This is a genomic window from Allotamlana fucoidanivorans, from assembly GCF_045788535.1.
Classification (GTDB): domain Bacteria; phylum Bacteroidota; class Bacteroidia; order Flavobacteriales; family Flavobacteriaceae; genus Allotamlana; species Allotamlana fucoidanivorans.
The window spans coordinates 1,113,493-1,134,843 of sequence record NZ_CP074074.1 but is presented as its reverse complement, the minus strand read 5'-3'; the positions used below and the strand labels follow the sequence as shown (position 1 = coordinate 1,134,843).

18 protein-coding genes and 1 tRNA gene are annotated in these 21,351 nt (G+C 32.4%); 7 read left to right on the top strand and 12 right to left on the bottom strand.

From position 1 onward, the window contains the following. Positions 1-32: 32 nt before the first annotated feature. Positions 33-455: an rRNA maturation RNase YbeY gene (gene ybeY, locus KFZ70_RS05330; protein WP_139694527.1), complete on the bottom strand. Its 423-nt coding sequence runs from the start codon at positions 453-455 to the stop codon at positions 33-35. Continuing rightward, a complete protein-coding gene (locus KFZ70_RS05325; RefSeq protein WP_139694528.1) occupies positions 448-3,822 on the bottom strand; it encodes a DUF4175 family protein in 3,375 nt (1,124 codons plus the stop codon). Before KFZ70_RS05325 ends, ybeY begins: the two co-directional genes overlap by 8 nt. A gap of 112 nt (positions 3,823-3,934) precedes the next feature. Here KFZ70_RS05325 and gltX point away from each other — a divergent pair, with 112 nt between their 5' ends. Beyond that, positions 3,935-5,452 carry a glutamate--tRNA ligase gene (gltX, locus tag KFZ70_RS05320; protein ID WP_139694529.1) on the top strand — a complete coding sequence of 506 codons (1,518 nt, stop codon included), beginning with the start codon at positions 3,935-3,937 and terminating at the stop codon, positions 5,450-5,452. A 4-nt stretch (positions 5,453-5,456) separates the two neighbouring features. Further along, entirely contained in the window at positions 5,457-6,407 is a 951-nt protein-coding gene (locus tag KFZ70_RS05315; RefSeq protein WP_139694530.1) for an SGNH/GDSL hydrolase family protein, read from the top strand. On the opposite strand, the gene KFZ70_RS05310 is transcribed toward KFZ70_RS05315, so the two are convergent. Continuing rightward, a complete protein-coding gene (locus tag KFZ70_RS05310) occupies positions 6,399-7,079 on the bottom strand; it encodes an outer membrane beta-barrel protein (protein WP_139694531.1) in 681 nt (226 codons plus the stop codon). The genes KFZ70_RS05315 and KFZ70_RS05310 overlap by 9 nt on opposite strands. 76 nt (positions 7,080-7,155) lie before the next feature. On the opposite strand from KFZ70_RS05310, the gene KFZ70_RS05305 reads away from it, so the two are divergent. Then, entirely contained in the window at positions 7,156-8,079 is a 924-nt protein-coding gene (locus KFZ70_RS05305; protein ID WP_139694532.1) for an SPFH domain-containing protein, read from the top strand. A 78-nt stretch (positions 8,080-8,157) separates the two neighbouring features. Here the strand turns inward: KFZ70_RS05305 and KFZ70_RS05300 are convergent, their stop codons facing one another. From KFZ70_RS05300 to KFZ70_RS05275, 6 genes are all read right to left on the bottom strand, one after another. Beyond that, complete coding sequence (locus KFZ70_RS05300; RefSeq protein WP_139694533.1) at positions 8,158-8,502, bottom strand: hypothetical protein; 345 nt, start codon at positions 8,500-8,502, stop codon at positions 8,158-8,160. 274 nt (positions 8,503-8,776) lie between these two features. Continuing rightward, positions 8,777-9,409 carry a response regulator transcription factor gene (locus KFZ70_RS05295; protein ID WP_139694534.1) on the bottom strand — a complete coding sequence of 211 codons (633 nt, stop codon included), beginning with the start codon at positions 9,407-9,409 and terminating at the stop codon, positions 8,777-8,779. After that, positions 9,402-11,036, bottom strand: a complete 1,635-nt coding sequence (locus tag KFZ70_RS05290) for an ATP-binding protein (RefSeq protein ID WP_407516017.1) — start codon at positions 11,034-11,036, stop codon at positions 9,402-9,404. The genes KFZ70_RS05295 and KFZ70_RS05290 overlap by 8 nt, the downstream gene beginning before the upstream one ends. A gap of 78 nt (positions 11,037-11,114) precedes the next feature. After that, positions 11,115-12,269 carry a GNAT family N-acetyltransferase gene (locus KFZ70_RS05285; protein ID WP_139694536.1) on the bottom strand — a complete coding sequence of 385 codons (1,155 nt, stop codon included), beginning with the start codon at positions 12,267-12,269 and terminating at the stop codon, positions 11,115-11,117. Positions 12,270-12,333: 64 nt separating this feature from the next. After that, a complete protein-coding gene (locus tag KFZ70_RS05280) occupies positions 12,334-12,819 on the bottom strand; it encodes a DUF1761 domain-containing protein (protein ID WP_139694537.1) in 486 nt (161 codons plus the stop codon). Positions 12,820-12,886: 67 nt separating this feature from the next. Further along, positions 12,887-14,884 (bottom strand): glutamine--tRNA ligase/YqeY domain fusion protein, encoded by a 1,998-nt coding sequence (locus KFZ70_RS05275; RefSeq protein ID WP_139694538.1) that lies wholly within the window; start codon positions 14,882-14,884, stop codon positions 12,887-12,889. 141 nt (positions 14,885-15,025) lie between these two features. Here KFZ70_RS05275 and KFZ70_RS05270 point away from each other — a divergent pair, with 141 nt between their 5' ends. The 3 genes from KFZ70_RS05270 (at position 15,026) to KFZ70_RS05260 (ending at position 15,717) form a co-directional block, all read left to right on the top strand. After that, entirely contained in the window at positions 15,026-15,235 is a 210-nt protein-coding gene (locus tag KFZ70_RS05270) for a zinc ribbon domain-containing protein (RefSeq protein ID WP_139694539.1), read from the top strand. Beyond that, positions 15,235-15,597 carry a dihydroneopterin aldolase gene (folB, locus tag KFZ70_RS05265; protein ID WP_139694540.1) on the top strand — a complete coding sequence of 121 codons (363 nt, stop codon included), beginning with the start codon at positions 15,235-15,237 and terminating at the stop codon, positions 15,595-15,597. Before KFZ70_RS05270 ends, folB begins: the two co-directional genes overlap by 1 nt. A gap of 48 nt (positions 15,598-15,645) precedes the next feature. Next, positions 15,646-15,717, top strand: a tRNA-Cys gene (locus tag KFZ70_RS05260). 38 nt (positions 15,718-15,755) lie between these two features. On the opposite strand, the gene KFZ70_RS05255 is transcribed toward KFZ70_RS05260, so the two are convergent. Both KFZ70_RS05255 and KFZ70_RS05250 read right to left on the bottom strand, forming a co-directional pair. Beyond that, entirely contained in the window at positions 15,756-16,433 is a 678-nt protein-coding gene (locus KFZ70_RS05255) for a LysE family translocator (RefSeq protein ID WP_139694541.1), read from the bottom strand. A gap of 102 nt (positions 16,434-16,535) precedes the next feature. Next, the gene (locus KFZ70_RS05250) at positions 16,536-17,216 is read right to left on the bottom strand and encodes a head GIN domain-containing protein (protein WP_139694542.1); all 681 of its coding nucleotides are present in this window, start codon (positions 17,214-17,216) and stop codon (positions 16,536-16,538) included. A 164-nt stretch (positions 17,217-17,380) separates the two neighbouring features. Between KFZ70_RS05250 and KFZ70_RS05245 the strand changes: the two genes are divergently transcribed. After that, positions 17,381-18,697, top strand: a complete 1,317-nt coding sequence (locus KFZ70_RS05245) for a voltage-gated chloride channel family protein (protein WP_199240631.1) — start codon at positions 17,381-17,383, stop codon at positions 18,695-18,697. A 5-nt stretch (positions 18,698-18,702) separates the two neighbouring features. On the opposite strand, the gene rnr is transcribed toward KFZ70_RS05245, so the two are convergent. Continuing rightward, complete coding sequence (gene rnr, locus KFZ70_RS05240) at positions 18,703-20,898, bottom strand: ribonuclease R (RefSeq protein WP_139694543.1); 2,196 nt, start codon at positions 20,896-20,898, stop codon at positions 18,703-18,705. Positions 20,899-21,351 lie beyond the last annotated feature (453 nt).

Below are 21,351 nucleotides of genomic sequence, written 5' to 3'. Positions count from 1 at the left end.
AACACTCATTATTTTAGCGTGCAAATATACACTTAATTAACATAAGAATTATATAACTCTAAATAGAGGTTCTCCTTTTCACGCATTAACTGGGCGTCTTCCTTTGATTTGTCTTTATATCCACAGTAATGTAAAATACCATGAACTACAACACGGCGTAGCTCTTCGTTAAAATCAGTTTCATAATCCTTAGCATTATCTTTAACACGTTCTACAGAAATAAAAATATCACCTTGAATCATGTGGCCTACACAATAATCAAAACTAATGATATCTGTAAGTGTATCGTGGTTTAAAAACTCAACGTTCAACCGGTGTAAATATGCGTCATCACAAAACACATAATTCACCTCTTCAAGCTTGAATCCTTCCTTAGAAATAACATCCGTAATCCAAAATCCAACACGCGCTTCATCATTAAGTTTAAAATCCGTTTCGTAATTAAATTCAATCATTACCGTTCTTAAAATACGCTTTAACTTTTTCTTTGTAATTTGAATGCAAAGGTAAACTTTGTCTATTTAATATTTCAGTGGACTCAAAATATTGTTTCGCTCTTTCAATATCATCATTGTCTTGACTTTGAAACACCTTCTTATTTGTGTTTGACTCTCTAGAATCATCCTCCCCTTGCTCCAACACCGCACGTTCTAACTTCAATAATTGGTGTTTTAAATCTAACATTTTATTTAGGGTTTCATTGGTAATTCCATTATTAAGAAGATCCATTTCAATATGTTCCATTCGTCTAATCAACGCCTCACTATTGCCTTTAAAACCCTCTTTAACCATTCTTTTTCTTAAAGCTTCCTTTAACTCTTGCTGTTGTTTGTATATTTCATAAATCAACGCCTCTTGTCCTTCTTCATAACCTTCTTCATCTACTTTATTTGATCCATTTTTTTTCTCTCCTTTACTCTCACCCTCTTCGTTATTTTCTGTATTATTACCTTGTTTTCCTTTATCAGGTGTTTGATCACCTTTACTTTGACCTTGCTTCATACCTTCTTCCATCATTTTATTTAACTCTTCCTGGCTCATAATGATATCAGGCAATTGCATATCTCCTTGTCCACCTTGTCCTTCCGACATACTTAAACTTTCTTGCATATTATCAAGAATGTCACTTAATATATCGGCTAGATTGTTAGCTGCAGTTACTGTGAATTGCTGACTTGATATACCTTGATACATTTGGCCATCTGCCATAACTTGTAACACTTTATCAATATTATAATATACCTCTGTAATTTCCTTATTAACCTCCTCTGATAATTTAGGTTGGCGCAAAGACAAGGCAAATAAACTATCATCAATATATTCAAAATGCTCTCTCAAACTGTTTTGTTTCTTTAAATATTTTCCAAGTTCATTATGTTCAGGATCTACTTGTTTAAACTTATTCATCAAAGCTTCCTGATTAAAAGAGAATAACACCACATTATCTAAAACCTGTCGCAACATTTCCATATCTTCTTGTATTTGCTCGCCACCAGACGCTTGCATACTTTTCTGCATCTTTTTGCTTAATTCCTTCATTTTTATGGCGGCATTTCTTTGTTGCTTCTGAGCCTTTTTGAAACGTTCATTTTTCAGCTCTTGCGTATCTTGCTCCTCTAATTCTTCTAAAAAATCTGAAGCTGACTCTTGATCCTTTTTAACTTCATTTTCGTCTAGCTGATCTCTTGGAATGTCTATCGGTTTTTTAAGCTGTTTACTACTTTTTTCTAATTGATTTAATTCTTCTAAAATGTGATTATAATTTTTATTTAAATTATCCTGGGTTTCCTTTGTGTTTTCCTTTTGGTCTTTTGAAGATAAGCTCTCTTGAGCTTCAGATAAATTATCTAAATCACGTTTTAATTTCTCTAGCTTCTGCTCTACATAAAACCGCTTAGTCAACTCTAACAATTGCTCAAGGCTTCGCTTTTTATTTTTATTTTGTTTACCAAGCTCATCCAATTTATTGATTAATTCCTCCTTTCCTATTTTTTCCTGAATCTTTTCAATTTCCTTTAGCAACTTTTCATCTTGTTCTAATTTTTTTTCATTCTCTTCAAGGCGCTTTTTCAAATCCTCTGTAAATTGATCATTTTTTATATGTTCTTTTTCAAACTCCTCAAGACGCTTTTGAAAATTTTTATTGAACTCCTTCATCATTTCATCCTGCTCTTTTTGTCGCTTTAAAAATGACTTGAGTTTACCTTTATCGTTAAAATTTAAGTTGGATTTTTCTTTCTGAGTTTGGGTTACTTCTATTCGCTTTTCTTCCTGCTCATCAAACTTGTTTAAAGATTTACTTAATTGCTCAATGGACTTCTCCTGCTCCTTTAAATTCTTACGCTCCTCTTCTTCCTTGGTGAGTTTTCTGTATGTATAAATGTTACTCTTTACACTTTTATGACCATTAACCTGATCATTATCAAACACTTGAAAATATAATTCATAAGGAATACCTGGTTCAATGTTTAAATTATTAGGGAATACACTAATAAAATCTTGAATATTTGCTTTGGTTAGTGGTATGATATCCTTTTCCTTTTCAGCTTCAGTTCCTTGAGGATAATACACTAGTTGCAATTTGCTTAAACCATAATCATCACTTACCTGACCATAAAAATATAAGCTTTGATGGTTGGTACTATCAATTGTCATCCTTAAAGAAATTTCAGGATGTTCATCCTTAATACTATTGATAGTAAAATCTAATTTTTCAAAATCCTTTAAATTTTCATTACTCGTACTTAAGCTATATGCAAAATCTTTTAACACCTTTTTTGACGTTGTAAACAGATCTTCCTTTTCTTTTTTAAAAGAGATAGTATCCTGTGTAAGCATGACAACCTCTTCCGTAGCTTTGGTTTTTAAAATCCATTTTATCTGACTACCTTCTGGTACCGTAGCATTCCCTGTGCTGGTAACAACCTCATCGGGTTTTAAGGTGTAACTTGGGTAGTCAATCTGCATTTCAAAATCAATAATAGAAGGGGTTGCTACCACCTCTAAAATATAAGGCTTAGAGACAATTGTATTACCTACAAGTTGAAAACGGATGTTTGCTTTTGGTTTAGCGAACACATACTCAAAAACTCCAACACCTAACTGTTGCAAATAGTAGGTTTCATCATTATAACTAATTTTAGCATTTTCTGGTGACACCTCACCAATGGTTCTTACTAAAAGTCTGAAATCTTGATTTTCAATGGCTTTTAAATCATTATTATCAATAAAAAATTGGAATGGTGCTGGTGGTTCATAAGCCGTTTTGTAATGCGTAACCCGCTCATAACTATCTTTAAACCAACTCAAATTTCCAAACACTAAGGAAGCCAAAATGATTACCACAGGAATAGCCGCATACTTTAAATAAGACAAGTTGGATTTAAAATTAACAGCCAGCTTAAAAGGAATAGGTGTTAATGCAGAAGATTTTTGTTCAATGCTTGCCAGTAACAATTCAGAATGTTCCTGTTCAGCACTTAATTGCAGAACGTTTAAAAGCTTATCATTAACCTCGGGAAAATGTTTCCCAATAAGTTTGGATGCTTCAATATAATCTATCCCTTGTTTTAACCGTAAAAGCTTGGCTAATGGAATAAAAATAAACTTTGTTAATAAAGCGAGTTCCACTACAATAAAAATCCAAAACAGCAACGTTCTAGCCAAAGTACCCATCCAGAAAACATACTCAATAAACAAAGTGACCAAAAGATATAATAAGCCCATCGCAAAAAACAAAATGCCCCCTCTTAACAATTCATTAGTATAATATCTCCTAATAAATGCTTCTAATTTTTGCTGAATGATTTCAAAATGACTCATAATTAAAGTAATGCACTTTCTATAGTATATAAAACTAACTAAACTACAATTTTATTTCTTACAAGGTTCATAATTAGCTGTTAATTGTATCTTTGCCACAAATTTACAAAACATGGCTAAAAACGTTCGTGTGCGCTTTGCACCAAGCCCAACTGGACCTTTACATATTGGCGGAGTAAGAACCGCTCTTTTCAATTATTTATTTGCTAAAAAGCACGGGGGTGATTTTATTTTAAGAATAGAAGATACCGATCAAAACAGGTATGTTGAAGGTGCAGAACAATACATTATTAATGCGTTGAATTGGTGTGGTATGCCTTTTGACGAGGGTGTTGGTAAAGAAGGAAACTTTGGACCCTACAGACAAAGTGAACGTAAACATATTTACAAACAATATGCAGATCAATTGATTACATCTGGAAACGCGTACTATGCCTTTGATACAGCTGAAGAACTAGATTACCATAGAAAGGACCATGAAGCCAAAGGAAAAACATTTATTTATAATTGGCATAACAGATTAAAACTTAATAATTCGTTGTCATTAAGTGCAGAAGACGTACAAGCCAAATTAGAAGCGGGTCAAGACTATGTTATTCGGTTTAAATCACCCCAAGACCAAACCCTGCATCTTACAGATATTATTCGTGGTGACATTAAAATAGATTCCAGTGTTCTTGATGACAAGGTGTTGTTTAAAAGCGATGGTATGCCTACTTATCATTTAGCAAATATTGTTGATGATCATTTAATGCAAATTACCCATGTTATTCGTGGTGAAGAATGGTTGCCTTCGCTTGCCTTACATTATCAACTCTATCAAGCACTTGATTGGGAGACACCAGAGTTTGCCCATTTACCTCTTATTTTGAAACCCACTGGTAAAGGAAAATTAAGCAAACGTGATGGTGATAAACTAGGGTTTCCTGTTTTTCCTTTAGAATGGACAGACCCTAAAACACAAGAAACTTCAAGAGGCTATAAAGAGGATGGTTATTTCCCTGAAGCTATGGTTAATTTTTTAGCGTTTTTAGGATGGAATCCGGGCACCGAACAAGAAATTTTTAGCATGGAAGAGCTTATTCAAGCTTTCGATTTGAACCGTGTTAATAAATCTGGAGCACGTTTTGATCCTGATAAAATAAAATGGTTTAACCACCATTACATGCAACAGCAAAGTAATGAGGCGCTGGCTATAGCCTTTCAACAAGAGCGCTCTGAACTTGCCGAAATTGATATTAACTTCATAGCTATCGTCATTGAGCTGATAAAAGAGCGAGCTACTTTTGTTTCTGATTTTTGGGATTTGAGTCATTTCTTTTTTATCGCACCAGAAACCTATGACGATAAAGCGGTTAAAAAGGCCTTTAAAGAAGGTACTTCGGATATTTTAAATGAGGTTATTACACAAATGGATCCTATTGAAGATTTTACGGTTGAGACACTTCAAAATACTATTAAAGGTTGGATAACTTCAAATAATATCGGCTTCGGAAAAGTTATGATGCCTCTTAGGTTAGCTTTAGTAGGAGCACTACAAGGGCCTGATGTTTTTGATATCATATTTATGATTGGAAAACAAGAAAGCATCAAACGTATTAAAAACGCTATTAACACTATTAGCATATAGTTTAATGAAATTATTTTATGTATATATTGTTTGTGTTATTCTGTTTTTTTCATGTGAACAGAAACATGAAGCAGACTATCCATTACATAATAAAACCGTATTAATTTTAGGAAATAGTATTACGCAACATGGGTTATATGTTGACTTTTTAGACTATTACTTGAGAAAAAACTTCCCAGATAAAAAACTAAATATTATTAGCGTTGGCTTATCAAGTGAAACCGTTTCAGGAGATTCTGAACCCAATCATCCGTTTCCTAGACCATGGGTTCACAATCGTTTAGATGACGCATTAAAATTAAGTCAACCCGACTTGGTTATGGCGTGCTATGGTATGAATGATGGCATTTATTCAAAGCTAGATTCAACCCGATTTAATCACTATAAAAATGGTATTAAAAAACTAAAGCATGAGGTAGAACAATCGGGTGCAGAACTTATACTTTTAACACCAACGGTTTTTGACCCAAAACCTATAAGAACCCGCATTTCTTTTAATGATTCTGAATCACAATCATATAAGCATCCTTACTATAAGTATAATGCCGTTTTACAGCACTATACTAATTGGTTAATGTCAATTAATAATATGAAAACCATTAACCTACATGCTTATTTAAACAAAAAATTAATAGCCCTAAAAAAACAGAACCCTGATGGTACTTTTATCCCAGATGGTGTGCATCCTAACCAAATAGGTCATTTTTATATGGCTAAAAAAATACTGTTAGATTTATACCCTGAAATAAAACTAAATACGGCTCAAACAGAACTCAAGCTACTTCAAAATGATACTTTATTTAAAACTATTTCAAAACGCCGACAAATTCAATCAGAAGGTTGGTTAAATTACATTGGCTATACCCGAGGACGAACTGTAAAATCAAATGATATAAGCACCACAAATGCTTTAGTAAATCAGTTGGATTTAAAAATACAGGAGCTTTTAAAATGATACCATAGCACCTAACACCAACATACTTTGGTGACCTTCAAAATTCGCTTTTCCTCCTAATGTATCTAGTCCTTTTTTGTCTAACTTTTTTAGCATGTTAGTAAAACCGTAAATATATTGCGCTTTCAGTTTGAAATTCTTTATTCCAGCAGAAGCCCCTACTGCCCCATTGAAATGAAACTGTGAAATATTAGAAATATCCTCTGCCATAAGATTGGTATAATTATTAATATAGTAACCACTTTGGTTTTCATCCTTCAATTCCAATTTTCCATTGTACTGCAACATAGGACCCACATCAATAGTAAAATGGTATGGAACTATTTTTATATGCATCAACATCGCCACCTGCGCTGCAAATAATTTGTATTCTATATTAGATTCTTCATTACTGATTAAGGCTGGTCTGGCCGAAACTTCTAAATGATTTTCAGAAAGTTGCATACCAAAACTAATGTTGTACCACTTGTTCGGAATATCAACCTCGGCAGCCAGGCCTCCTAAAAATCCATTGGCAGATTTGGTTTTAAAATTATCTGTAATAATATCAAATTGCGTGAGGCCACCTGTTAATGCAAAGCCATTTTTAATTTGGTAACTTGCTCTTTGCGCAAAACCAAGTGTAACAAAACATGTCGTTATTACTACTAATATGTAAAATTGTTTTTTCATTGAATCTTGTAAGGTTTGATGACAAATATAACTTAAATTAGTAATTCACATTTTTTAACCTTTTTTAAATCATATTATGAGCTATTTTTCTATCCCATTTATTGTTATTGGACTCTTTATTTTAATCTCGTCCTTTTTTATTGTCAAACAACAAACAGCTGCCATTATAGAACGTTTTGGTCGGTTTCAAAGTATTCGTCAATCTGGACTTCAAATTAAAATTCCATTAGTTGATCGCATTGCAGGTAAACTCAGTTTAAAAATTCAACAGTTGGATGTTATTGTTGAAACTAAAACCTTGGATGATGTATTTGTACGCCTTAAAGTTTCTGTACAGTATAAAGTAATTCGTGAAAAAGTTTATGATGCTTTTTATAAATTAGATTATCCGCATGACCAAATTACAAGTTACGTGTTTGATGTAGTACGTGCCGAAGTTCCAAAAATGAAACTAGACGATGTTTTTGTTAAAAAAGACGACATTGCCATAGCTGTAAAATCTGAATTGAATGATGCTATGATAGAATATGGGTATGATATTATTAAAACCTTAGTAACCGATATTGATCCTGATGCACAGGTAAAAGCTGCTATGAACCGTATTAATGCCTCTGAACGTGAAAAAATAGCTGCTCAGTATGAAGGTGATGCACAGCGTATCTTAATTGTTGAAAAAGCTAAAGCAGAGGCCGAAAGCAAACGCTTACAAGGTCAAGGTATAGCTGATCAACGTAGAGAAATAGCAAGAGGTTTAGAAGAATCTGTAGAAGTTTTAAATCGGGTTGGTATTAATAGCCAAGAAGCATCAGCATTAATTGTGGTTACCCAACATTACGATACCTTACAATCTCTGGGTGAAGAAACCAATAGCAACCTGATATTACTGCCAAATGCACCGCAGGCTGGAAGCAATATGCTAAACGAAATGGTGGCAAGTTTTACAGCAAGTAATCAAATAGGTGAAGCTATGAAAGAAGCCAAAAAGAAAAATGAAAAATAACTTGTTTTAAAAACAGCACATAAAAAAAGCATTTAATTAGTTAAATGCTTTTTTCTTTTTATTCCAACAAACTGTAATTTATAGCTCATTCTCTGTTGCAATAACTGTGTTATCATTTGAAACCTTATTGTTTTTCCAAGGTTTATGATTTTTATATGCTGGTCCCGTTAAACCTGCTTTACTATTATTTGTAGAAACAACTTGATATTCTACCTCATTACTGCTTTTACCTGGTTTGTAATTTTTATATGCTGGCCCTGTTAAACCTATTTTATGGTTTGCATTATAAACAGGTTTAGCTTCTGTTTTATGCTTACTTGGTTTGTAATTTTTGTACGCTGGCCCTGTTAAACCATTTCTGTCTTGTGCAAATGCGGTTACTGTAACAAATACTAGTGCAAATAATACTACTAACTTCTTCATAATTTCTCCGTTTTAAATTCATTACAAATTTACATTCAAAACTAAGGGTTATGGACTATGAGAAACCACGTAAATAGTATCCGTATAAATACGGATATTATGCTAAATAAACTCGACATGAGAACGTAATATTCATGATGTCAATTCACAATTGGTCTCGAAGTCTTGAAATTAGTTCTTTTCAATTTAGGTCTCGACTCGGCTGGCCCCACACAAAATCATTTAGATTTTCAAAAATTGGAAACATAACATAAAAGTTATATCAATACTCCCACTATATAAGATTCATTTGAGTGGCCTTTTTAATTAGTTCAGCCGTGTTTTTCACTTCAAGCTTTTTTAAGATATTAGCTCTGTGTGTTTCAATAGTTCTTGAACTTACAAATAATTTAGCAGCAATTTCTTTAGTGGTTAATCCTTCAGATATTAACCCTAAAACCTCAGTTTCTTTATTAGACAAAATATCCTTACTCACACTCTGAACCGACATGAAGTTTATCATCTTCTCTGAAATACTAGGGCTAAAATATTTCTTTCCTTGACTTACAATTCTAATTACTTTTATAAGTTCTTCTTGATCTGTATTCTTTAATAAATAGCCATATGCGCCACTTTTAGCACATTTAGCAATGTAATTACCATCATCATGCATTGAGATGATTATAGGCTTTATAGAGGCGTTTAAAGCCTTTATTTTATTTAAAACTTCAAAACCATCCATATGAGGCATCCCAATATCAAGCAATACAATATCAATATTTTTTTCATTATCTAGAGCTTCAAAAAACGCTACACCATCAGCAACACATGTTACAACATGTACATCATCATATTTTTTTAAGAGCTCTTTTAAACCATTTCTAAAAAGTTCATGGTCATCGGCAATAATAAGTCTAATTTCATTCATCGTCTATAGGTAATTCAATTTCAAAAGTAGTGCTTCCTTGTTTGGAATTAATTTGAACACTACCGTTACAAATATCAACACGTTCTTTAATGTTTATAATACCAGAACCCAGCTTTACCTCATGAATATTAAAACCTTTCCCATCATCAAAATAAAAAAATGAAATAAAATGATCAAACTCAGATAACGATAACCTGATGTGTGTGGCATTGGCGTGCTTTAAAGCGTTGTTTATTAATTCTTGCCCAATTCTGAAGATATTAATAGCTTGATTTTTGGTAATTTTACTGTGCTCTGTTTTGGTTAAATCTTCAAAAACAATATCAACATCGGAGTATTTTTTAATGTTATCAACAAAATTTGTCATAGCTGCTCCTACTCCAAAATCATCAAGATTTGAAGGCATTAAAGCGTTTGACATTAAACGAATTTCTGAAATAGTAGCATCTACTATTTTCTTCATTTCTAACCTTTGGGTTTTACTTTCTATCTTATTTTCAATATAAAACTTTAACGAGGTTAATATGGGCCCAATACCATCATGAAGCTCACGAGCTAATCGTTGCCTTTCTTTCTCTAAACCATCTACTAATAGGCGTTTGGTTTCCATGCTGTTTTTGGTTTCGTTACTTCTAAATTCAATTAATTTATCACGCATTTTGATTAAACTCATACCTAATAAATCATGCTCACTTTTGGGTTCATATTGCGCGTTTAAATTCATATCACCTATTTCATTAGAAAAATTTACGGCACCTTGAAGTGATTTTTTTAATTGTGCTAAAGCATCAAACATTTCCCTTATTTCATTGGAAACCTTTTTAAATTCATTTATTTCATTATAATCACCAGCAGCCATAATTTTAAGGCTTCGCTGCATATTAATTACTGGAGTTGTAATAATCTTTGTTAGAAATAATGATAAAACAATGGCTACTAACATGATGATGAAAATTAAACCTAAAAGCCTGATTTTTAATTTTTGCAAAGGTGCTGTGGCCTCACTTAAATCCATCTCTGAAAGAATAACCAAATTGAGATTAGATACATTTATAAACCCATAAGCGCTATATACCTCAACCCCCCTATAATCTTTAAACACACCTTTACCACTTTCTTTTTTACTTGAAAACGCATCTATCACACCTTTGGTATTAACTACTATATTTGATGGCGTTTTTTTAGGTAAAAACCGTGAGGGCGATCTCATTTTGAAATCTTGACCAACCAAATAAGATTCACCGCTATTCCCCATTCCTGTACGCTCCAGTAATATTGCAGTGATTTTATCCTGATTTATACACTTAGTCTTTATTTCATACCCTTCTTTTATCACTAAAACTATAGAGGTATTTCCATCTTGATGATAGTTTGTGAAGTCATAAATTCCTGAACTTTTTATAACCTCATTTGGTACATGGATATTTAAGCTGTCTAATGAATCACTTGATGTATGATTACTAACAAAGGCATCCCATTCATTTTGCAATAGGCTTTCAATTTGAACTTTTTTTAATGTTTTTATAGAGTTTAACTGACGGAGAATTCTATCATCTATCGTATTTGAAAATTGATTGTAAAAGGTAATAGACAACATTATTATAACTAATAATATCAAGCTATTCATAATAATTAAAATCAACGTTCTTAAACTCATTTCTATTCCTTAGAACTTATATTATAAAGTTAAGTTTTAGTTTCTCATTTATTTAAATGGATGTCGTTCTTCCCAATCTTGTTTTGGGTTCATCAACTTAAAAACAGGTTTTAAAATTCTATTTAACGTACCATTAGTATGCTTCATATACATAACCATAGGCCTTGGTTTGGCGCCTACCGAACTTTTAATAGCCATAGCTGTTCTGGCATAAATCACAGAAGTAAATCTTTGTGTGATACCAAAATCTAGCATATCATACAACATGTTTAAATATAACTGATTGCCGTATTGATGTTTTGTATCATACCCTAAAAAATAGGTTTCAAGTTGTCTACTATTTAAAATAAGTGTAAAAAAGCCAACCAACTTATGGTTCAAGTAATAGCCAAATACCTTAAAATTATCATTTAATTTTTGTTTCAAAACAAAAAAATGATCTTGGGGTAAAATAAAACTATTAAACTTGGCATTGCTAGAAACGTTAAGGTATAATGTATGCAACACTACAGCGTTTAATTGCACGGCATGTAAATCTAATTCTTTACAGTAAATATCCCCTAACTTCTTTCTAGCACGTTTATAACGATCGCGGTATTTTTTAGATAAATCTGAAACATAATCTTGCATATTAGACCATTGCTTTCTAGTTTCTAAAATCATATTGGGTTGTACGCTAACCTCGTGAAAATTAAAACTATCAAAAACAGGTGTCTTTTTCAATTTCATCTCGTTTACAAAAAAATCCTTTAGCAATATAGCATGAATTGGTTTTCTGTGTTCCCTATAAAAATCATTTTTAAGCGCGGTTACAGCTTTATAAATAGTTTCGGCATATTCCGTTAATGTTATCTTTTTTTTATTGAAAAACATACTGTGCTGCCCAGTGTGGGTTAAGTTACCAACCACTAACACATTACCTTTTAATATTTTTGAAATGATACTTCTAAAAAACTCTTTAGCACAGGATACTTCAGCTTTTCTGAACATATCTTTTAAATACAAATTAACAATTTGAATAATAGCAACTCCAACCAATTCATCATCAGAAAAAATGCCTACAAAATATATTTTTATATTACTTGGACCACCTTGTACAAGCGCCTCTAAATAATAAGATTGTAAAAACACATCGTGCTTTACAAGGGTATCCCATGTTTTTGGGAGATCTCTGGTTGAACGATAAATTTGAAAGGTTTTCAATAGAACTAAAAAAGACTGAAAATTACAATTCTCAGTCTTTAATTATGTTAAAAGTTTACAAAAATTACTTCATTCCACAAATAATGGCTCCCATTACTGCAAGGGTTACAATCCAATATCCAGCATTAATAAAAATGTATTTTGCACTTTTACGTTCAAATAACGCATTGGTACCTAAAATAGGAAGCGCAATAAAAACACCTGTAAGCACCCCATGAAAAGCACCATGTTTAAAGGTTCTAAAAGCATCACCATAATCGGTAATAAAAATTTCATAAGAAGGTAAAGCCGATGCAGGGTCTCCGCCTACTAGACTAAACACACCCATTTGATGAATAACAATGCCTGGTAAAGCGGTAGATAGCAAAAAGGCAAAAACAAATGCTAATCCGAAAATTTTAGCCATGTTTGCGCCTTTCATTTTTTCTTCTGTCATTTCTGCAGCCGTCATCCAAGCTGTTCCAAATACTTTGGGATTGTACCAAATAAACCCGACAACCATGGCCGAAACTGCTGCCAATAACATGGCAACGGGATTGAATAATTCCATAATAATAACGTTTAGTTTGTATCTAAATATAGTTAAAAAACCAATACATAAATATTATTTTATAAAATCAACCCTTAGAAATAGCCTGTGCCTCAGCTACTAATAAAGCATTTTTATCTTCCAAAGCCGTGGTAATAAAAGCTTGAACCTCTTCATTTTTTTCATGACCATGCTTTAATAAAACACCCAACACTAAAGCTACCGCAATACGCGTTCCTACCTTTTTAACGGCCGTATTAAACAAAGGAGCTAATTCCTCATAAGTAACATTGTTAGCTAATTCTAGTATTTCTGATTTTACTTTTAACTGTTTCGCTTCAGGTAAGTTGGTGTATTTTTTACCCAATTGCTGAATAACATCAATAGCCTTTTTTTGAGGTCTTTGTTGTTGCGGATTAGTATTTTGAGTTGGTTTTGGTTTTTGCTTTGCCCATGAATCTCTTAAACCAACCGTTTTATTAAACACCAAATTATTAGCCGTAGAATCATTATCTACATTAAAATAACCTAAACGCTGAAATTGAAAACGCTCCCCTATTTTAGCTTTTTTTAAACTTGGTTCAACAAACGCTTCAATTGTTTTCAAAGAATTAGGATTGATAAATTCCATAAAATCTTTATCCTGATGACTATCTGGAGCTTCATCCATAAACAATCTATCATATTCTCTAACTACAGCTTTAATAGCATGTGCTATAGATACCCAATGTAAGGTTCCTTTAACTTTTTTAGAAGTATCTTCAGAATACGTACAATGTATTTCAGTCACCTCACCTTGAGCATTTTTTACAACGCTTTCAGCTTTTATGATATATGCACTTTTAAGTCTAACCTCGCCACCAAGTTTTAATCTAAAGAATTTATTACTGGCTTCTTCTTTAAAATCAGATTTTTCAATATATAGCTCACGTGTAAAGGGGACTTTTCTAAAACCAGCACTTTCGTCTTCTTGATTATTTTCAGTGTCTAACCACTCTTCTTTATCTTCCGGATAATTTGTAATAACTACTTTTACAGGGTTTAAAACTGCCATAACACGGCGTGCCGTTTTATTTAAATCTTCGCGAATGCAAAATTCTAAAAGCGAAACATCAATAACATTATCACGTTTAGCAACTCCAACAGTTTCAACAAATTTTCTAATGGCTGCAGGCGTATAACCTCTTCGACGCAGTCCTGAAATAGTAGGCATTCTTGGATCATCCCATCCATTTACAACACCGTCTTCAACCAACTTGAGTAATTTACGCTTACTCATAATGGTGTAACTCAAATTTAAACGTGCAAACTCACGTTGTTTTGGTCTTAGTTTATCGGGATCTACCACCTGATCTAAAAACCAGTCATAGAGTTCTCTATGCGGTTTAAACTCTAAAGAACATAATGAATGCGATATTTGTTCTATATAATCACTCTCACCATGTGTCCAGTCATACATAGGATAAATACACCAATCATTTTCCGTTCTGTGGTGGTGCTTCTTTAAAATACGATACATAATGGGATCGCGCATCAGCATATTAGGGTGCTGCATATTTATTTTTGCACGCAAAATATGTTCGCCTTCATCAAACTCACCGTTTTTCATGCGCTCAAAAAGATCTAAATTTTCCTCAATAGAACGATTTCTAAACGGTCCATCAACTCCAGGTTGTGTAGGTGTTCCTTTTTGTTCAGCCATAGCTTCGCTTGATTGAGAATCAACATAAGCTTTTCCTTCTTTAATCAGCTTTACCGCCCAATCATATAGTTGCTGAAAATAATCTGAAGAAAATAATTCTTTGTCCCACTTATAGCCCAACCAAGCCACATCTTCTTTAATAGCATCTACATATTCCTGTTCCTCTTTTGCCGGGTTTGTATCATCAAAACGTAAGTTTACTGGTGCATTATAATACTCTCCTAACCCAAAACTAATACCAATGGCTTTAGTATGACCAATATGTAAATAGCCATTTGGCTCAGGCGGAAAACGAAAACGTAAATCGTTTTTTGCCATACCATTTGCCAAATCTTCTTCTATAATTTGCTCAATAAAATTGAGTGATTTTCTTTCTTCAGACATCTTCTGAGGTTTTTAACTAAACAAGCCTCAAAATTACGGAAATTCAAGCTATTTTTGCTCAATTAAATCTGATAAGCGTAACAATACTTTATTTCTTAATACCTATATCTTGAATAACAGAAATATTAAAGATATAATACTATGGAAAATTTAAATTATACCTGTCCAAAATGCCATCATAACACATATAAAATTGGGCAAATGCGAGCTACAGGCGGTACATTATCTAAAATTTTTGATGTGCAAAACCAAAAATTTACAGCTGTAACATGTGAACGTTGTACGTATACAGAATTTTATAAAGCAAAAACAAGTGCACTAAGTAATATATTTGATTTTTTTACAAATTAATGGGAATAATAAAATTAGAAAACATCCGGGTATTTGCCTATCATGGGTGCTTAAAGGAAGAAACTAAAATTGGTAGTGATTACCGCGTTGATTTAGAAGTTAAAGCTGATTTGCAAACCTCAGCTAACACAGATAAACTTGATGATACGGTTGATTATGTCTTTTTAAATAGGGTTATTAAAGAAGAAATGAGCAAACCTTCTTACCTTCTAGAAACTGTGGCTAAACGTATTTTAAATAAAATATTTGAAGACAATAAACTTATAAAGCGCGCAACGGTTTCTGTAAGCAAAATAAACCCGCCAATTGGTGGTGATGTTGAGAATGTAACGATAAAAATGACTCAAAAACGTAAAAAGTAAATTTATGTAAGGTAAAATGACTTTTTTTTTTACATTTGCAGCAACAATGGCGTCGTGGCCGAGTGGCTTAGGCACAGGTCTGCAAAACCTGCTACAGCGGTTCGATTCCGCTCGACGCCTCAAAAAAAAAAGCTTTCAGAATTTACTGAAAGCTTTTTTTATGAGTATATTTTTTGTTCTATTTTTTCTTTATTCTTTTCATAAGCGTCAGGAAACAATCCTTGTATCAATAACAAAATACCAAAGCCTAGTATAACTAACGCAATAATTTTCTTTGTTTTAAATATTAATCGGGGCGTTAATTTAGCTTTGAGCCGCTTAGCTATTAGTATTTTAAATAAATCGGACACAAAATAAGATAACAGCATAGACACTATAAAAATCACACCGCCGTTTTTCGAAGTGGTTAAAGAATCTCCTAATACAATAAAACCTAACCATCCCAGCAAAACACCTATATTAATAAAGTTAAGTAAAAACCCTTTTATAAATAACTTACCATAATCTTTTTGAATTTCAACCTTATGATATTCTTTCACAATTGCCCTAAATGATTTTGATGTTCTAACAAAGGAAATAATACCATAAACAATAAGTAAAACACCTCCAAAAATTAAAAAACTTGGGTCGTTTCCTATTTTACCTCTTAAGCTGTTGGTACTGTAGAATGCTATTAAAATAAATATGATATCGGCCAAAATAACGCCTAAATCAAAAATTAAAGCGCTTCTAAAGCCTTTTGTTGCACTAGTTTCTAGTAGCACAAAAAACACAGGACCAATAGTAAATGCTAAAATAATCCCGAAAGGAATTGCTGTTAAAATATCATCAAACATGAAAAAGAGAGGCTTTACACAAAGTAAAGAAATATTTTAATTTTATTAGCAAAAGCTGAGATAGTAAATAAAAAATAATCTATTTGAAGGCTTTAAACCTAACTACTCATTTATACGTTTTACACGTCCGCCGAGGGCTGTATTTTCTGTTATGGTTTCGGGGTTACCATAAATAAATACATCGCCTCCTGCCCTAATCTTCACATCTACTAATTTTGAACCATTTACATGAGCTTCACCAGCAGCACTTATTGATACTTCGGTATTTTCTGTAACCAAGTGTTCTCCCATATAACTACCACCAGTTAACAACGTTATTCTTTGGTTTTTAGCCAAGCCTTTAGCATAAACTATTCCTCCTGTTACTGCTTTAATTTCAGTATATGTGGTTTCAAAAGGCACGTCTATAATACCACCTTCTTGTGCTTTTAAAATAAGATCAAATTGTTTTATAGTATAATCAGATGTTACTTGAGCGCCTTCATTTACATCAATGATATCAAGTTTGGAATAATATAAAACCACTTTTGTTTCTGATCCGTTAAAAGCCTTTTCAATATTCATTTTAACCTTCAACTTACCATTTTTATTAGTAACAATAACACTGTTTTTATTTTCGCCTTGTATGACAATTCTATTATCGTCGGCGGGTACCAATTGCAATTGAATCAAATCATAAACCTTTAATTCTGAAAATTCACCAACAGCTTTTTGAATAGCGTCTTGTGCGGTACTTTTTATAGATAGACATACTAGTGTAATAATGAATATATAACGTATCATACGGGGCATAATTTAAAATAAAAATTATCAATAATTATTCCGTAAGTATATTTTGATTATAAATTATAAAAATTTTAATAATTTATATTACCAATTATAAACACTCGCTTTATTAAAAAAGGTAGCAGGCTATACTTCCAGAATTAGTATATTTATCGCAATATATGAACCGTACACAAATAAAAAAACTTATTTTCTCCGTTGAGCAAATTCCATCCCTTTTTTATCTCTTAAAATGGTTAGTTATTTGTTTGATATTAGGGGTATTAGTGGGTAGTGTTTCAGCCTTCTTTTTATTGAGTTTAGACTGGGCTACTAATTGGAGAGAAAATCATTTATGGATTATTGCACTGCTTCCTGTAGGTGGTTTTATTATTGGTTTATCTTATCATCTATTTGGAAACAGTGTGGTAAAAGGTAATAATTTATTATTGGAAGAATTTCATTCGCCTAAAAAAATTATCCCTTTTAGAATGGCACCTCTCGTTCTATTTGGTACCATACTCACGCATTTATTTGGTGGTTCGGCAGGCCGTGAAGGTACAGCTGTACAAATAGGTGGTGCTATTGCAGATAGGTTCACCAAAATTTTAAAACTTACAAAACGCGATAGACAAATTGTTTTAATTGCGGGTATTAGTGCGGGTTTTGCCTCTGTATTTGGAACCCCATTAGCTGGTGGTATTTTTGCCCTGGAAGTTTTAGTATTAGGAAGAATACGATTAGATGCTATAATTCCGAGTTTTATAGCCGCTGTTTTCTCAGATTATTTTTGTGATATTTGGGGTGTATCACACACACACTACACTATTAGCGCTGTTGCAGACATGACACCAATAAATCTGTTATGGTGTTTATTAGCGGGTATTATTTTTGGTTTGGTAGCTATGCTTTTTTCAAAATCAACACATTTTTGGAGCGATTTATTTAAGAAGCATATAAAATATCCGCCACTACGCCCTGTTATTGGTGGTGCTATATTAGCTATAACCATTTATTTTATGGGCACTACAAAGTATATAGGGCTTGGTATTCCAACGATTGTAGATGCTTTTAATACCAACTTAAACTCTTATGATTTCTTATTAAAAGTTTTATTTACCTCTTTTACACTTGGTGCTGGATTTAAAGGTGGTGAAGTAACACCATTGTTTTTTATTGGTGCTACTTTAGGAAATGTTTTAATTTGGTTTATACCTTTGCCTATGAGTTTACTAGCTGGTATGGGATTTGTAGCTGTTTTTGCTGGTGCTACAAACACACCAATTGCATGTACCGTTATGGGTATTGAACTTTTTGGCATAGAATCGGGGGTGTTTATAGCTTTAGCTTGTTCTACTGCTTACTTGTTTTCAGGGCATTCAGGTGTATATGCTTCTCAAATTATTGGAAGCCCAAAACATAATGCATTTCTAAGAGAAAAAGGCTTAAATCTTTCCGAAGTTGAGAAAAAAAGACATCAAAATAAAATGAATAAATAAACTTTCTATTCTTGTTTTCCTATCAAATTAAAATCTAAATGCTTCTTAATTAAATCGGTGTTTTTCACTTTTACAATAACTTCATCACCTAATTGATAGGTGTTTTTTGTAGTTCTTCCAACCATAGCATATAAATCTTGATCAAAAGCATAATGGTCATCTTTCATATCTCTAACACTAACCATACCTTCACATTTATTTGAAATAATTTCCACATAAATTCCCCAATCTGTTACACCAGAAATGACACCAACAAACTCTTGATCCTTATGATCTTCCATAAAACGAATTTGCATGTATTTTATAGAATCACGTTCTGCTTTAGTAGCTAACATTTCCATGGTGCTGGAGTGTTGACATTTTTCTTCATAATCTGCTTCATTAGCCGATTTACCACCATCTAAATACAGCTGTAATAAGCGATGAGCCATTACATCTGGATAACGACGAATAGGCGATGTAAAATGACTGTAATAATCAAAAGCTAATCCGTAATGACCAATATTATGCGTGGTATATTCCGCCTTACTCATACTTCGAATAGCTAATGTATCAACTAAATTTTGCTCTTTCTTACCAACCACATCTTGTAATAAGTTATTTAAAGAGGCTGTGGTAGATTTTCTATCTTTAAAATTAAGCTTATATCCAAAGCGACTCACAACGTTCTGTAAGGCTGCTAATTTACTTTCATCAGGCTCATCATGTACACGATATACAAAAGTTTTCTTAGGGGTTTGTTTTCCAATAAATTCAGATACTTTTCTATTAGCTAAAAGCATAAACTCTTCAATAAGTTTATTAGCATCTTTACTAGTTTTGAAATACACCCCTTCTGGATTATTATCTTCATCTAAATTGAATTTTACTTCAACTTTATCAAAAGAAATAGCACCAGATTTCATCCGTTTTCTACGCATAATTTTTGCTAGTTCATCCATTTTTAAAATGGCATCAGCTAATTTTTGATCGGTTTCATAAGCTTTACCTGTTAACGATACTTCTTCCGGAATTAGATTGGTTTTTGATTCTATAACTGCTTGCGCTTCTTCATAAGCATAGCGGGCATCACTGTAGGTTACCGTTCTACCAAACCACTGGTGTTTAATTTCAGCTTTATCATTCATTTGAAACACGGCCGAAAAGGTATATTTTTCTTCATGAGGACGTAACGAACAAGCCCCATTTGACAGCACTTCAGGAAGCATTGGTACTACCCTATCAACCAAATAAACTGAGGTAGCCCTTTCATAAGCTTCATCGTCTAAAATAGTGCCTTCTTTAAGGTAATGTGATACATCAGCAATATGAATACCTATTTCATACAAACCATTATCTAAGACCTCAAAAGACAAAGCATCGTCAAAATCTTTAGCATCTTTAGGATCAATGGTAAAAGTTAAATCTTTACGCATATCACGACGTTTCGCTATTTCTTCTTCAGTAATTGATGTATCTATCTCATTAGCAAACTGTTCTACCTCATAAGGAAATTCATGCGGTAAACCATACTCTGCCAAAATAGCATGAATTTCAGTGTTGTGCTCTCCTGGTTTCCCTAAAATTTTTATGACTTTTCCGTAGGGTGAATCGGCATTCTCCGGCCAATCTTCAAGTGATACTAATACTTTATCACCATCATCAGCTTTTAAAGTTTTATTGATAGGTACAAAAATATCCTTGTACATTTTATTACTATCAGGCACTACAAAAGCATAATTACTGTTATTCTGTATTTGAATAACACCAACATATTCGCTTTTTGCACGCTGAATAATATTTGTAATTTCACCTTCTAGTTTACCACGTTTTCTACGTTTATATACATAAAATTCAACTTCATCACCATGCAATGCTTTATTAATATTATTTGAAGCAATGAACACATCGTCATCAAAATCATCACAAATAATGTAACCATTTCCTTTTGCCGCTAAATCAAGTTTTCCTGTATGATATTCAGTATTAATAACTGCTTTAAATTTACCACGTTCTACTTGTTGAATTTCTTGTTTAGCAGCTAGTTTGGCTAAGGTTTTTATAATTTGATTTCGGTTACTGGCATCATTCACACCAAGTTTAGCCGCTATTTGTTTATAATTAAATGCTTGATTTCTATCTTTTTTTAAAATACTAAGAATTGTATTTGTTAGGTTGGAAATACCACTCTTTCTGGATTTCCCTTTTCTCTTTTTACTCATTAATTTTTTTAATCATATTTATTTCCTAAGATACAGGAAAATAGTTTTAAACAGCTCTATTTTTAGGAGAAGACTAGCTATTTATTTTTCACAAAGCTACAATAATTAAATTAAAGCCATATCAAATTCATATTATCTAAACTTAAAATGTAGTTATCCACATTATATATTATAATACTATTTTCTTTTTAAATTTTAAAAAAATAAATGGTGGTTATTATAGTGTGTTAATAACTGGTATAACTTTTTTAAGATTTATTTTGATAATATTAAATTTACGTTCTATTAATACGTAATTAACAATGTTAATTTTTTTAACATACTAATAGAGAACCTTTTTGAATTTTATATTCACAGTTGTTAACAACCAAAATTAACTCTATTTTACTCATAACTTTTTTAAGATTTGTGTTTATAGCTTTAAAATTTTAGTCTGATAACTTTGCTGTAAAA

Bases quoted from the DNA above. Each gene is read 5' to 3' on its own strand.
- KFZ70_RS05255 (WP_139694541.1), bottom strand. From the start codon at position 16,433: ATGTTTGATGATATTTTAACAGCAATTCCTTTCGGGATTATTTTAGCA.
- KFZ70_RS05250 (WP_139694542.1), bottom strand. From the start codon at position 17,216: ATGATACGTTATATATTCATTATTACACTAGTATGTCTATCTATAAAA.
- KFZ70_RS05290 (WP_407516017.1), bottom strand. From the start codon at position 11,036: ATGAATAGCTTGATATTATTAGTTATAATAATGTTGTCTATTACCTTT.
- KFZ70_RS05295 (WP_139694534.1), bottom strand. From the start codon at position 9,409: ATGAATGAAATTAGACTTATTATTGCCGATGACCATGAACTTTTTAGA.
- gltX (WP_139694529.1), top strand. From the start codon at position 3,935: ATGGCTAAAAACGTTCGTGTGCGCTTTGCACCAAGCCCAACTGGACCT.
- KFZ70_RS05300 (WP_139694533.1), bottom strand. From the start codon at position 8,502: ATGAAGAAGTTAGTAGTATTATTTGCACTAGTATTTGTTACAGTAACC.
- KFZ70_RS05315 (WP_139694530.1), top strand. From the start codon at position 5,457: ATGAAATTATTTTATGTATATATTGTTTGTGTTATTCTGTTTTTTTCA.
- KFZ70_RS05245 (WP_199240631.1), top strand. From the start codon at position 17,381: ATGAACCGTACACAAATAAAAAAACTTATTTTCTCCGTTGAGCAAATT.
- rnr (WP_139694543.1), bottom strand. From the start codon at position 20,898: ATGAGTAAAAAGAGAAAAGGGAAATCCAGAAAGAGTGGTATTTCCAAC.
- KFZ70_RS05270 (WP_139694539.1), top strand. From the start codon at position 15,026: ATGGAAAATTTAAATTATACCTGTCCAAAATGCCATCATAACACATAT.
- ybeY (WP_139694527.1), bottom strand. From the start codon at position 455: ATGATTGAATTTAATTACGAAACGGATTTTAAACTTAATGATGAAGCG.
- KFZ70_RS05305 (WP_139694532.1), top strand. From the start codon at position 7,156: ATGAGCTATTTTTCTATCCCATTTATTGTTATTGGACTCTTTATTTTA.
- KFZ70_RS05275 (WP_139694538.1), bottom strand. From the start codon at position 14,884: ATGTCTGAAGAAAGAAAATCACTCAATTTTATTGAGCAAATTATAGAA.
- KFZ70_RS05310 (WP_139694531.1), bottom strand. From the start codon at position 7,079: ATGAAAAAACAATTTTACATATTAGTAGTAATAACGACATGTTTTGTT.
- KFZ70_RS05280 (WP_139694537.1), bottom strand. From the start codon at position 12,819: ATGGAATTATTCAATCCCGTTGCCATGTTATTGGCAGCAGTTTCGGCC.
- folB (WP_139694540.1), top strand. From the start codon at position 15,235: ATGGGAATAATAAAATTAGAAAACATCCGGGTATTTGCCTATCATGGG.
- KFZ70_RS05325 (WP_139694528.1), bottom strand. From the start codon at position 3,822: ATGAGTCATTTTGAAATCATTCAGCAAAAATTAGAAGCATTTATTAGG.